We start from the raw sequence: 12,518 nt of genomic DNA on the forward strand, positions 1-12,518 counted from the left end.
GGCCTGATCATCACCGAAGCCACCCAGGTCTCGGCGCAGGCGCAGGGCTACCAGGACACCCCGGGGCTGTACACGCAGGACCAGATCGACGGCTGGCGCACCGTCACCGATGCGGTGCACGCACGCGGCGGGCACATCTTCGTGCAGCTGTGGCACGTCGGCCGCATCTCGCACGTCGACCTGCAACCCGGCAACGCGGCGCCGGTTTCCGCCTCGGCCCTCCGCGCGCAGACCAAGACCTTCGTCAACAATGGTTTCGTCGATGTGTCCGAGCCGCGCGCCCTGGACATCGACGAGCTGCCCGCCATCGTCGACGATTTCCGCCAAGCCGCTGCCAACGCCATCGCAGCGGGTTTTGACGGCGTGGAGATCCACGGCGCCAACGGCTACCTGCTCGAACAGTTCATCAAGGACGGGGCCAACCAGCGCACCGACGCGTATGGCGGCTCGGTCGAGAACCGTGCCCGCCTCCTGCTTGAGGTGACCGCTGCGGTGGCGCGCGAAATCGGCGCTGACCGCACCGGCGTGCGCATTTCGCCGGTGTCGCCGRCCAATGCCATTTCCACCGTCAGCGATCCGCAGCCCCAGTACGACTACATCGTCGATCAACTCAGCGCACTGGGCATTGTCTACCTGCATGTGGTCGAGGGCGCCACGGGTGGCCCGCGCGATGTGGCACCGTTCGACTTCGATGGGCTGCGCCGTCGCTTCAACGGCACCTACCTGGCCAACAACGGCTACGACCTGCAGCTGGCCAGCGCCCGTGTATCCGAAGGCCAGGCCGATCTGGTCGCCTTCGGTCGCCCGTTCATCAGCAACCCCGATCTGGTCGAGCGCCTCAAGCGCGGCGCAGCGCTGGCGGCACTGAACCCGGCCACGCTGTATGGCGGTGGCGCCGAAGGCTACACCGACTACCCCACCCTGGCTGAAGCGCACGCGCAGTAACGCGGCCGCCCGCATCCGACACGTCCCCCGTCCAGAGAAGCCCATCATGTCCGTCCTCCCTTCCGTCCTCATCACCGGCGCTTCCAGCGGCATCGGTGCCACCTATGCCGACCGCTTCGCGCGGCGCGGGCATGACCTCGTCCTGGTCGCGCGTGACAGCGCCCGACTGGAAACACTCGCCGCGCGACTGCGCCAAGAGACCGGCGTGGCGGTGGACATACTGCCGGCCGATCTCACCCAGGCTGACGCGCTGGCCACGGTCGAGGCACGGCTGCGCGACGATGCGCGCATCGGCATCCTCATCAACAATGCCGGTATCGCCCAGTCCGGCGACTTCCTCGCACAGTCGGCCGACGCCATCGAACGCCTGGTCACCCTGAACACCACCGCGCTCACGCGCCTGGCCGTCGCTATTGCGCCGCGGCTGGTCGGTGCCGGCAACGGCGCGATCGTCAACATCGGATCGGTGGTTGGCCTTGCACCGGAGTTCGGCATGTCCGTGTACGGCGCGAGCAAGGCGTATGTGCTGTTCCTGTCGCAGGGCCTGAGCCAGGAACTGGCCCCGAAGGGCGTCCATGTGCAGGCGGTGCTGCCCGCTGCCACGCGCACCGAGATCTGGGAACGCGCCGGTATCGACATCACCACGCTTGCTGAAGTGATGGACGTTGGCGAACTGGTCGATGCAGCGCTGGTCGGCTTCGATCGTCGCGAAACGGTGACCATTCCGCCGCTGCACGTGGCCGAACGCTGGGACACGCTGGATGGCGCACGTCAGGCCCTGCTCGGCGACATCCGCCAGGCGCACGCCGCAGAGCGCTACCGCACCGGCGCCTGAGGCCGGCCTCCGTTGCATCCACCCGGCCCCATCACTGCAGGAACCGCCCGCCATGAAAGCCTTCATCATTGACCGCTACAGCAGCAAGGACGTCGGCCGAATCGCCGACGCGCCCGAGCCGCATGTGGGCGACGAGGATGTCCTGATCCGGGTTCATGCCGCAGGCGTGAATGCACTGGACAGCAAGATCAGGCACGGCGAGTTAAAACAGATCCTTCCCTATCGCTTTCCGTTGATCCTGGGCAACGATGTGGCCGGGACGGTGGTGCGGGTCGGCGATCGCGCAGGCCGGTTCAAGCCGGGCGACCAGGTGTATGCCCGCCCGGACGATGATCGCATCGGCGGATTTGCCGAGTACATCGCGGTCAAGGCCTCGTCGGTAGCACCAATACCGAAGAACCTTGGCATGGTCGAGGCGGCCGCCCTGCCACTGGTGGCACTGACCGCCTGGCAGGTGCTGGTCGAAACCGCAGCACTGAAGAAGGGACAGCGGGTCTTCATCCAGGCCGGCTCCGGTGGCGTCGGCACGATTGCGATCCAGCTTGCCAAGCACCTGGGCGCCTTCGTCGCCACCACCACCAGCACGGCCAACGTTGCTTGGGTGAAGGCACTGGGTGCGGACGTCGTCATCGATTACCGGCAGCAGGACTTTGCTGCCGTGCTGCGTGACTACGACGTGGTCCTCAACAGCCTCGGCAGCGACGAACTCGATCGATCCCTCGGCATCCTCAAGCCCGGCGGTCACCTTATTTCCATTTCCGGGCCACCCACGCCGGCATTCGGTGCGGCAAGAGGATTGGCCTGGCCGCTTCGGCAGGTGCTGCGCCTGTTGAGCCTTCGCATCCGCCGCAAGGCCGCGCGCAGGAACATCCGGTACAGCTTCGTGTTCATGCGTGCTGATGGGCAACAGCTGGAACAGGTCACGGCACTGGTCGAGTCAGGCGCCCTGCGCCCGGTGGTGGACACGGTCTTTCCCTTCGAGGAAACCGGCAGAGCATTGGCCTACATGGACGGCGGCCGCGCCAAGGGCAAGGTGGTGGTGCAGATGGTGCACACACAGCACGTGCAGCCCTGAGGAGGCAGCATCGGGCCCGCTGCTTTCAACAGCACCGAAGCCCTCGCCCATTGCTGCTCCGCGCCGTCACCGCGGTGGCGCTGCAGGAATCGACGGAGCCGGCGTTTTGGGCGCGGTCGTGCCGGCGGCCGCATATTCACGCGCCTTGACGCGGAACGGGGCGATGCATCCGGCAAGGCTGATGCAGATGGAAAGAGAAAGTGCGATCAAAGCCAGAGTCTTCATCGAGGTGCCAGGTTGCGGGGGGGGTGTTTGCAGCGCCATGGTCAGGTGCTCGAGGCTGCAAGTCCATCTCCATCTGCCAACACTGGCCCGTACCATCAGGACCCATATCCTCCTCTGCCCGACGCCTGTATCCGGGCAGCACCGATCGCGCCCTTACCCGCCTCTGGGCCTGCCAGCCCGTACTACGTGGATGGCAGGAGGGCCCGCACGCTGCAGGACGGCACAACACGTAGTTTCAGATACAGGCCCAGGCCAGCCATCCGCCCAGTGGCAACACGGCGAGCAGCGCGAGCACGCCAAGGCAGCCGCCGTTGCTGTTGCTGGTGGTGGATGTGAAATCGCTCCGAGCGTCGCCGCTTCTCCGCTCGGACGGCGGCTGTGACTGCAGCCACTGGCGATGGCAGGCCTGGCAGAAGAACCGGGTCTTGCCATTGCGCCAGGCGTTGCTGGTGCGATCATTGTGGTGAGCGGCGCTGCCGCAGCGACCGCACTTGAAGATCCGCGAAGGTGGCTGTCGCTTCTTGTTGAGCAGGGCCAGCACTACCACCAGCGCGATGGCGGCTGCCGCTGTGCCGATCAGCGTTTCCGGCCCCATCGAATACTCCATGCGTCATGAATGCGAACAGCGCAACCAACGCAAGCAGGCGCCCGCAACGACGGGCGCCCGCTTGCAACTCAATGCAACGGCACCTTCAGCACAGATGGTGCGGACGCGGGCGAACTGAAGGTCACCGCCCCGCCCAACTGGCTGATGCCTGCATAGCGCAGGTCCACCGTATCGACCACCAGCGTCAGCCGGCTGCCCGCCGGAATGTTCCAGCTGCTCGCTTCCAGGCGCAGATCGAGGGTGGTCGCCTGGCCGGGCGCAACGCCTCGCAGGGTGTAGGGCTTGTGGCTGATCAGCTGGCCATTGCCCAGCACATCTTCCGCGTACAGATAGGCATACAGCGTGGTGTTGGCGCGGCTGGGGGTAACGGTCACCCGTACTTCCGGCGCGCCGTCGAGGCGGCGTGCGTTCCAGTACACCGGCCCCTGCCAGACACCTGCGGCGTTGCGCCCGATGAAAGGCACGTACGCCCCCGGCGGAAGGTTGATCATCTGCAGCGAGCCGGACACCATCGCCACACCGGAATTGGCGGCGGTTGCCAGGCCACTGCCGATGCGGTAGTTCCAGCCATTGCTGCGCCCGTTTTCAACCAGCCCCCCGGTGGGCAGAAGCAGGCCGCCGGGTGYAGTCAACGCGTAGCTGACCGCACCACTGTTGGTCGCCTGCCAGTTCGGGTAGCTGCTCCAGCTGCCCTTCTGYGACTTCARCTGCACCGCCGGYTCGCGGTCGATGCCRTTGGCMACGCCCTTGAGGTAATGGTCGAACCAGTCACCCRCCGAGTCRTAGACCTCGTTGGGAATGCCCAGTGCGCCCAAGGCCTCGTTGAGGGCATGGTCGCCGTGGCGCAGTTGCAGCTGCTTGGGGCCTTTCAGCTGGTTGAAGAAGTCCACCAGCTGACCCGGCGGGAACAGGCTGTCGTTGAAGGCGTTGGCCAGGAACACGGCCGGCTGGTTGGCGTTGATCTCGCTGATGCTCGCAGCGGGGCTGCGGATGGCGGCCACGGGCAGCAGCGATTCCACTGCACCCTGGTAGTTGCCGACCACCACGTTGCGGTTGATCGTGGCCAGCTCTGCCCCGGGTCGGCCGGTGACCAGGCCGGCGGCCACCAGCAGCGCGATTCCCTGTGCGCTGGGGGTGTCGTTGGCGTACAGCGACGCCCGCAGGTCGGCCCATCCGCTGAGGGCGGCCACCGCCTTGATGCGGGGATCGCGTGCCGCCGCCAGCAGGCTGGTGCCTGCGCCGTAGGAGATGCCCGAGACGCCGATCCGCGCCGGGTCGGCCTGGGTGTTGTCCAGCGCCCAGTCGATCAATGCGCTGACATCCTCGACCGTGGCCGGCCCGGCGATATCGATGGCCCCGCCTGACTCCCAGAAGCCGCGCGAGCTGTAGCTGAGGACCACATAGCCGCGCTTGGCCAGCGACTGTGCCACCCCTACGTATTCCACGCTGGGAACGGCCCAGCTGCTGGGCATCACCAGCAGCGGGTACTTGCCGCCACCTGCGTCCTGGGGTTCGATGACAAAGACCCCGAGGGGCGTGCCGTCCCAGCTGGGAAGGGTGCGGTGGGTGGTCTTGACCGTGGCAGCCCAGGCGGTGGGCGCCAGTCCGGTCAGCAGGATCAACAGCAGCAATACCTTGCGCATCGTCGTCTCTCCCCGTCGTTGTTGGTGCAACGGGCAGGACCGTACCAGTGCGAATGGTGGCTTACACCTTGCGTTGCAGCATGGGGCGCACGTTCGGCACCCCATGCTGCGGGCCCTGATGCGCCTACAGCGTTGCCTGCGCCTGCAGGGTGAACACCCAGCTGTCGGGTCGGCTGGCATAGGCGCCGGGCCGTGCCACGTACTGCACCGCCGGCCGCAGCACCAGCCACGGGGCGACCTGCACGCCGTAGTTCAGCTCGACGAACTGCTCGTTGCTCTGCACATCCTTTCCGGTCAGCTGCTGATGGCGGGCGAGCCGGTCGGAGATGTCCAGCCGGTTCCAGGCCAGGCTGAGCACATCATCTTCGCGCGATGCGATCACGCCACGCCAGCTCACGCCCGCTTCCCACGAGTAGCGCATGAGCCCTGTTTTTGCGTCGGCACGGGTAGCCACGCCGAACACCGAAATGCCGCGCACCGTGTCACCCTCGGGCTTCCACACCCGTTGTGCGGCCTGCACGTACGAACCGCTGCGATGCGAAGCGCGAGGTGCCGTCGGGTCACCAATGTCATCGGCGTTGGAGGTATCCAGGTAATAGCCGACCTTGTAGGTACCGCCATAGTCCTCTCCGGACTTGCCATGGCTGTAGCCCAGCTCGACCGGCAGGAACAGGCCGGTCTTTCCCTTCGTCGAAACACGGAAGCCACTGTTGGCCTGCTTGCGCGTCGGGTTGACGTCGTAGATGCCGGTCTGTGCGTACCAGCCTGAAGGATCATTCCACTTTACCCGCAGACCCCATTGGCCTGTCGGATTGTCCAGCCAGCCAGAACTGTAGATCGGGCCCAGCGGATGCCCGCACTGGCCGTTGTTGTTGAAGTTGCAGGTGTAAGGCAAGCCACCGAAGTCGTTGCCCATCGAGTAGAAGCCACCCTTCAGGCTCAACCGCTTGCCCAGCAGCAAACGCTCGTAGGAGAGTTCGTTGAAACGCAGGTTCTGGCCCTGGCCATAGAAGGCCTGGTTCTGGATATAGGAACCGGTGGACCGCTCGTTGATGGCGTTGCCGAAGCGATCGGAAAACACCACGCGCAGCGTGCCGTCGAAGCCGAATGCCTTGCCGGTGTCGATCATCGCGCCCAGATCGATGTGCTCGGCGGTGGACCAGCCACTGCCCTTGTACCCATCGCTGTTGACGCCGCTGCCGATCACGATGCGTGCGCTGGGGGTAACGCCGTGGTCCTGCAGCCAGAGGCGCGCTGCCCAATCCGCGCTCAGCGGTGTCTGCGCGACGCTGTCGACCGATTTGGGCTTGGCGGAGGCACTTGATTCAGCAGCCGACACCGACCCGTTGACGACGAAGGCAAGCAGCCCGATGCCGGTCAAGGATACGAAATTCATGCGGCCGCCCTCCGCGCCTTTCGGGTCTTCCAGGCGCGTCGCACCAGCAGCACGATGCCTACCAACGCCAGCACGGCAAGGATGAGCATCGGCAGCCACAAGCGTGCAATCTTCGCCAGAAGTGGCTTCTCGCCGCCGGCACGGGTCAGCGCAACCTGCGCCTCGGTGACCTGCTCGCCCGGCCCGAACTGCGTGCGCACGTAGGTCGCAACCGCTGCGATATCGGCGTCACTCAGGTCCTGTACGAACGAGCCTTTCGAGAAGTGCGGCATCAACGCGTGTTCGCCGTGCACATCGCGGTCAACGCCGCCGATGATGGTGGCGATCAGGTTCTGCGGGCGGGTCATGCCGACGGTAGTGTTGTGCACCAGGGAGGGGTAGTACCGGTCCCTGCTGCCCTCGCCACGCGAACCGTGGCAGCTTGCACACAGGCCCGAATACAGCACACCGCCCGAGGCCAATGCAGCACTCGTTCCACGTACCGGCTGCTCACCCGGCGCCATGGCGGCGTCTCCCCACGCGAAGGCGGCCCGCGTGGCATCAGGGTCGGCCACGGCCGGCACCGTGCGCAGGTAGGCGACGATGGCGGCAATGTCCTCGTCCTGCAGCTTGGACAGGCTGTTGCTCACCGCTTCGGCCATGCCACCGCCGGCCTGCGCCTTACCGGCGACGCGGCCGGTCTTCAGGTACTGCGCCAGCTCGGCATCGCTCCAAGCCCCGATACCGCTGGTGGGGTGGGAGGTGATGTTGGGGGCGTACCAGTCACCCAGCGATCCGCCGGCGAAGGCCTTGCCGTCCACCTCCTGCATCATCAGCCCGCGCGGACTGTGGCAGCTGGAGCAGTGCGCCAGACCCTCCACCAGATAGGCGCCGCGATTCCACTGCGCGCTCCTGCCCGCATCGGGGGTGAACGTTTCCTTGTCCAGGAACAGCAGGTTCCACACCGCCATGGACTGGCGGATGCTGAAGGGGAACGGCAGCTCGGTCGCGTGAGCTTCCTCATCGACCGGCACCACCTCCTTCATGAAGTAGGTATACAGCGCGTGGATGTCCTCGTCGGTCAGCTTGGCATATGAGGTATAGGGCATCGCCGGATACAGATGGGCGCCGTCCTTGCGCACGCCTTCGCGTACCGCCTTGGCGAAATCGTCTTCGCTGTAGAGGCCGATGCCATGGCTTCTGGAGGGCGTGATGTTGCTTGCCCATATCTCACCCAGCGGCGAGGCAATCGCGTAGCCGCCTGCGTAGGGCTTGCCCTGCTTGGGGCTGGTGTGGCATGCCACGCAGTCCGCAGCGACCGAGAGGTAGCGCCCACGTTCGGCAACCTCGTCTGCGCGCGCGGATTGGCTGGCTGCAGCCAGCATCATCAGCAGAAGCGAGCAGAAGGTCTTCATGCGGCACGCTCGATGGCATCTGCTGCCTTCAGCGCAAGCGCGGCCATGGTCAAGGTGCTGTTGACCACGCTGGCCGACACCATCGGGCCGCCGCCCGGGAGCCACAGGTTGGGATGATCGTGTGCGCGGCAATCGCCATCGACCACCGAATCGCGCGGATCCGCGCCCATGATGGTCGAGCCCATGATGTGGTTGTTGGCGTTGAGCGCCGTGGTGATGACGAATTCCTCGGCGTTGAACAGCGAGCCGATGTGACGCAACTGCTTGCAGGACTCGTCATAGCCCTTGCGGGCGTAGTCGCCCAGCGAGTAGTGGATATCCGGGCAGGCCAGGCCGTGGCCATCCACTCGCGTCTTGGACAGCGTCAGGCGATTGCTGGGATCCGGCAAGGGTTCCAGGCTGATCGACAGATCCACGCCGAAGACCGCACGGCGGCGGATCTCCGCATCCAGCGCGTCGCCGACCAGGCCTTTCTTCAGCGCCTGGTCGGTGGCGATCGCCACCCGGCTGATGTTGTTGAGGATGATCTTGGTGGCCGAGTACTGCGAGCGGAAGGCGCCGTCGCGCGGGCCAACCATGCAGCTGGACTGCGCCGGTCCACGGCCCAGCCAGATCGGCCTGTCGGCAATGAACGAGCAGTGGAAACCGGAATGGTCGAGCATGTTGCGCCCGACCTGGTCGGAACTGTTGGCGATGCCGTTCGGGTTCTGCTCATTGGCGGCGAGCAGCAGCAGACGCGGCGTCTCCAGTGCATTGCACGCAATCACGAAACTACGGCCGGTGGCCTTGTGGCTGACCTTGTTGTTGTCATACCAATGGATGGCCGTGACCCGGTTCTGCGCGTCGGTATCGATCTTGTAGGCCACTGCTTCGGCCAGCACCTGCGCACCCAGTTTCTCGGCCGCTTCGATGGTATGGATGCCGTTGTACATCGCGCCGATCGGGCAGATCGGCTGGCAGTTGTTGTTGCCGCAGCAGGCGGGCCGGTCGTTCCAGGGCGTGACCATGCGACCCTGCGGAATGGGCACCAGGTTGTAGCCGTGCGGATTGACCACCTCGGCGAACACCTTGTCACCGTTGCCCCAGGGAATCATGTCGGCGAGGTAGGGCCTGGATCGCTCGGAGGGGCTCTGCTTGTCCGGATCATTCGGCCCGGAGACGCCCATCGCCTCCTCGGCGCGGCAGTAATAAGGCTCGATGTCGTCGTAGCTGATCGGCCAGTCGCGCCCCACCCCGTAGGTACTCTGCATCCTGAAGTCCACCGGCAGGTGGCGCCAGCACGAGGCGGCCCAGTGCCAGGTGGTGCCACCCACGGCCTTGATGAAGCCCTGATGGAAGCTGCTGGCGTCGGGGCCGGTCAGGCCCACGTAGTCATTGGCCGGGAAGTACAGCGGCGCGGTGGCAAGCGGTGACTGTGGATACGGCCCCTGGAAATCACTGCCGATGCGCCGTTCGAAGCTGACGTTGCGCCAGTTCTCGACCACGTCGGAACGATGCAGGCGGGGGCCCGCCTCCAGCACAAGAACCGATTTTCCGGCACGAACCAACTGGTGGGCGATCAATGCGCCGACGACGCCCGAACCGACGATCACAACATCGGCATCGGCGTCGCCATCACGGAAAACCGGAGCTTTCATGAGGGGAATCCATAACAATTACGGGAAAAGAGCTGGAAGCGCAGGCTCAGCCGTGCGCGCGTACCGCCGCCGGCGGTTCGGCCGTCCACCATGCGGGACCGCCTTGTGCATAGGTGGGCGGGAACAGGCCGTCGTCCACCGGGCGCTGCATCAGCGCATCGCGATAGGAAACGGTGATGGCCTGCGGCCCCTTGCCTACGCTGCCGGTGTACCAGGCAGTGATGATGGCCAGCGCTGTCGGCCGTGCATCGCCAGCGGCCGCCAGCAGCGCTTCAGGGCCCTGCACCTGTTGCGCCTTCGCCGCGAGTGCGGGGAACTGGGCGTGCATGTCGGGATGCAGCTTGGCGAAGGCGGTTTCGATGCGCCCGGCGGTTGCCGGATCAAGGTCGGACTTGCCGGTCAGTGCCTGGGAGAGTTGCAGAAAGCGGCCGTCCGTCCGTTTCGCTGGCGTGGCACCGGCATGGGTTGCTGGCGCCTTGCCGTTGCAGGCAACCAGCAGCGAAGCGGAGCCAACGGCCAGCAGGAAGGTTCTGCGCGTCAGGCCTTGCCCACTCCCTTCCAATCCCTCGGGAACACTCATGATGTGGACTCCTGATGCGTCACTTCTTCGGCTGCCCCTGACCGCGACGCGGGGGGCACCTACGCGGGCAACTTTAACGCACCTGAACGTCGTCGCGGAGTGAGCAGGAAGAGCCGAAGCGCGGCGAAGCACCCTTCTTCCCGGCACCAGCAGAGGCAGATTTCAGCCGGTGCGCTGCCGCCCCCGTCACGCCCGCACAACGCGCTCAACGCTAGAAACAAGAGGTTTCCTACTCTGGAGAGTGGCCATGCGGGTACTGCTGCTGTGTGCCGTGGCGACGATGGCATTGTCGGCTTGCAACCAAGGCGAACCGACCGATAAGGCACAACATGCCGATGCGGTTCGGCAAACCCCGCCAGCGGCCAGCGCGCCGGCGCGCAACGTGCCCGGCGGCGGCAGCGGCACCGCCGCCTCCGAAGACCAGGCCTCGGGGCCGGAGGCCGAACGCGGGAAAGAAGCCGCGCCGCCCCCGCCCAAGCGCTAGGGGCAGCCAGCCGCGAAGCCCCCGATCCGGGGGCGCCCGCGGAACAAGCGAATCTACTCGACCCGTTCAAGCACGATGCGGACGAACGGTATCCAGTCATCGCCGACCCGATGCTCCCATTCCCCGGTCAGCAACTGCCGGTCGCTGCTGATCACGCCGTCGAACCGCTGGGACTGGCCCTGGATGGTGTACCTGCCGCCATCAAGTCGTGAAGTGAAATCGCTGGTGCCACCATCAGCGTCGTAGCTGCGGCTGAAGAAACCACCGGATTCAACATCGACGCCGATGATTTCCGTGGAGCGCACACGCTGCCCGTCCATCATCGCGTCGACCTCATGCACCAGGAAGTGACCATTGGGCATCCACGTGTAAACGTCCGATGCGAACGACACCCCGCCCGTGCTGCCGTCGGGTTGCAGCGCGATGAGGGTGGTCTCCCACACTCCGGCAAGAACGTCCAGCCGGCGGTGGTGTCCGCTGTGGAAAGTGGTTTGTGTCATGGCGACTCCGTACTGGGTGCGGCGGCATAGGGTTCAACCAGGGCGCGCAGCAGCTCCATGCCCGTGGCAGTAGTGTTGGGGGCAGCGGTGCCTTCGCGCTGGACGAAACCGGTCCAGTCCGCACCGGCCACCCGCCTCAGCTCCGTCGGTTCCACCGGCAGCCAACGCATGGGCCAGAAAGGCAGGCGTCTCTGCCCCACCCTGCCGCGCTGCAGTTCGATCAGGCCGCTGTGGCTGCTGGCACCCAGCACCCGGGAATATGCCACCTGCAGGCCATCGTCCGGGCCTTCCATGTATTGCACAAAGCGCGCGCCATCGAACAGCAGTACGCCCGTGACGCCGGCATCACGGTTGAAACGTGCTGCGTCATCCACGATTCCGCACAGCCTGCCCCCGGTCTGGCCCAGCCGGCTGGCAGCAATATCCGCTGCTGCCTCGCTGGTATATACAACGGCTCTGATGGGCACGTTCGACCTCCCTGCAGTGGGCTCCCAACCGTAGCAGAAGGCCGGTTGAGGCAGCGCAGCAGGCGCAGCCTGAAACAGAACAATTCAGTGAAATGTGAAAACGAACCCGAAAAGGATTCACGCCATGCACTGCTGCCCCATGGCATGAAACAGGTCCGCCCGCGAGATCGACTTCATGCCTGACACCGGACTCTTCTACGTCTTTTCAGTGGACTACGCGACCGATGCACGAGGCTGCATCGATCAGGTCACCGCTATCGCCTTCCGCTGCAACCAGTGCCACCACGTGTCCCGCGCCGACGCGGAGCTCAAGCGGATGACAGGGGGCACGCTGCTGACCTGCGGAAGGTGCGGCTCTCACCAGGCCGTCAGCAATGCGCGCCTGGTGGACGGCGAACACCTGGCGGCAACCGGCCACTCTGCAGCAGCGGCCGACCCACGCTGAGCTTGGTTCCGACGCGCGCCCAGTGCCCGGCGTGAGGGGAATGCATGCATCTGCGCGCTCGATGCGCATCCGCCGTTCACTGCATCTACCCCGCACCCCAACACCGGCCGGGATAGCCTCGTCGCTCCTTCCCTGCTGGAGCGCACCATGGCCATCAAGACCGCTGAAGACCTTTTCATCCACGAACTGTCCGACATCTACAGTGCRGAGAAGCAGCTGACCAAGGCCCTGCCGCGCCTCGCCCGGGCCGCAGAGAACCCCGCACTTGCCGCCGCGTTCGAGACC

The 12,518-nt window shown here is 65.6% G+C and carries 15 protein-coding genes; 6 read left to right on the plus strand and 9 right to left on the minus strand.

Annotated features, from left to right (window positions below; genetic code table 11):
• The 3 genes from AC1DJN_RS15985 to AC1DJN_RS15995 all read left to right on the plus strand — a co-directional run.
• A partial coding sequence (locus tag AC1DJN_RS15985; protein ID WP_478039462.1) for an alkene reductase occupies window positions 1-945 on the plus strand: 945 nt, incomplete at its 5' end.
• Window positions 946-991: 46 nt separating this feature from the next.
• Window positions 992-1,780 carry an SDR family NAD(P)-dependent oxidoreductase gene (locus tag AC1DJN_RS15990; RefSeq protein WP_442251096.1) on the plus strand — a complete coding sequence of 263 codons (789 nt, stop codon included), beginning with the start codon at window positions 992-994 and terminating at the stop codon, window positions 1,778-1,780.
• Window positions 1,781-1,832: 52 nt separating this feature from the next.
• Entirely contained in the window at window positions 1,833-2,855 is a 1,023-nt protein-coding gene (locus AC1DJN_RS15995) for an NADP-dependent oxidoreductase (protein ID WP_442251095.1), read from the plus strand.
• Between the two features lie 66 nt (window positions 2,856-2,921).
• Here AC1DJN_RS15995 and AC1DJN_RS16000 read toward each other — a convergent pair whose 3' ends face one another.
• The 7 genes from AC1DJN_RS16000 to AC1DJN_RS16030 form a co-directional block, all read right to left on the minus strand.
• The gene (locus tag AC1DJN_RS16000) at window positions 2,922-3,080 is read right to left on the minus strand and encodes a hypothetical protein (protein ID WP_154231483.1); all 159 of its coding nucleotides are present in this window, start codon (window positions 3,078-3,080) and stop codon (window positions 2,922-2,924) included.
• Between the two features lie 235 nt (window positions 3,081-3,315).
• A complete protein-coding gene (locus tag AC1DJN_RS16005) occupies window positions 3,316-3,675 on the minus strand; it encodes a hypothetical protein (RefSeq protein ID WP_313113570.1) in 360 nt (119 codons plus the stop codon).
• Window positions 3,676-3,755: 80 nt separating this feature from the next.
• Window positions 3,756-5,330, minus strand: a complete 1,575-nt coding sequence (locus AC1DJN_RS16010) for a CocE/NonD family hydrolase (protein ID WP_478039464.1) — start codon at window positions 5,328-5,330, stop codon at window positions 3,756-3,758.
• Between the two features lie 124 nt (window positions 5,331-5,454).
• Window positions 5,455-6,726 carry a carbohydrate porin gene (locus AC1DJN_RS16015; protein WP_442251093.1) on the minus strand — a complete coding sequence of 424 codons (1,272 nt, stop codon included), beginning with the start codon at window positions 6,724-6,726 and terminating at the stop codon, window positions 5,455-5,457.
• A complete protein-coding gene (locus AC1DJN_RS16020; RefSeq protein WP_442251092.1) occupies window positions 6,723-8,120 on the minus strand; it encodes a c-type cytochrome in 1,398 nt (465 codons plus the stop codon). Before AC1DJN_RS16020 ends, AC1DJN_RS16015 begins: the two co-directional genes overlap by 4 nt.
• On the minus strand, window positions 8,117-9,757 hold the full coding sequence (locus tag AC1DJN_RS16025; RefSeq protein WP_032974706.1) for a GMC family oxidoreductase: 1,641 nt from the start codon (window positions 9,755-9,757) through the stop codon (window positions 8,117-8,119). The genes AC1DJN_RS16020 and AC1DJN_RS16025 overlap by 4 nt, the downstream gene beginning before the upstream one ends.
• Window positions 9,758-9,803: 46 nt before the next feature.
• The gene (locus AC1DJN_RS16030) at window positions 9,804-10,337 is read right to left on the minus strand and encodes a sugar dehydrogenase complex small subunit (protein WP_442251091.1); all 534 of its coding nucleotides are present in this window, start codon (window positions 10,335-10,337) and stop codon (window positions 9,804-9,806) included.
• 247 nt (window positions 10,338-10,584) lie between these two features.
• Between AC1DJN_RS16030 and AC1DJN_RS16035 the strand changes: the two genes are divergently transcribed.
• Window positions 10,585-10,821, plus strand: coding sequence for a hypothetical protein (locus AC1DJN_RS16035; RefSeq protein ID WP_059064236.1), 237 nt, complete (start codon window positions 10,585-10,587; stop codon window positions 10,819-10,821).
• A 53-nt stretch (window positions 10,822-10,874) separates the two neighbouring features.
• Here the strand turns inward: AC1DJN_RS16035 and AC1DJN_RS16040 are convergent, their stop codons facing one another.
• Window positions 10,875-11,321 (minus strand): hypothetical protein, encoded by a 447-nt coding sequence (locus AC1DJN_RS16040; RefSeq protein ID WP_442251090.1) that lies wholly within the window; start codon window positions 11,319-11,321, stop codon window positions 10,875-10,877.
• A complete protein-coding gene (locus AC1DJN_RS16045; RefSeq protein ID WP_032974704.1) occupies window positions 11,318-11,788 on the minus strand; it encodes a BLUF domain-containing protein in 471 nt (156 codons plus the stop codon). Before AC1DJN_RS16045 ends, AC1DJN_RS16040 begins: the two co-directional genes overlap by 4 nt.
• Before the next feature lie 175 nt (window positions 11,789-11,963).
• On the opposite strand from AC1DJN_RS16045, the gene AC1DJN_RS16050 reads away from it, so the two are divergent.
• Together AC1DJN_RS16050 and AC1DJN_RS16055 are read left to right on the plus strand one after the other, a co-directional pair.
• A complete protein-coding gene (locus AC1DJN_RS16050) occupies window positions 11,964-12,233 on the plus strand; it encodes a hypothetical protein (RefSeq protein ID WP_025874499.1) in 270 nt (89 codons plus the stop codon).
• Window positions 12,234-12,380: 147 nt separating this feature from the next.
• Window positions 12,381-12,518 (plus strand): DUF892 family protein (locus AC1DJN_RS16055; protein WP_478039466.1); only part of this gene is annotated, 138 nt, incomplete at its 3' end.

It is taken from the genome of Stenotrophomonas sp. 05L414_2, from assembly GCF_056397905.1.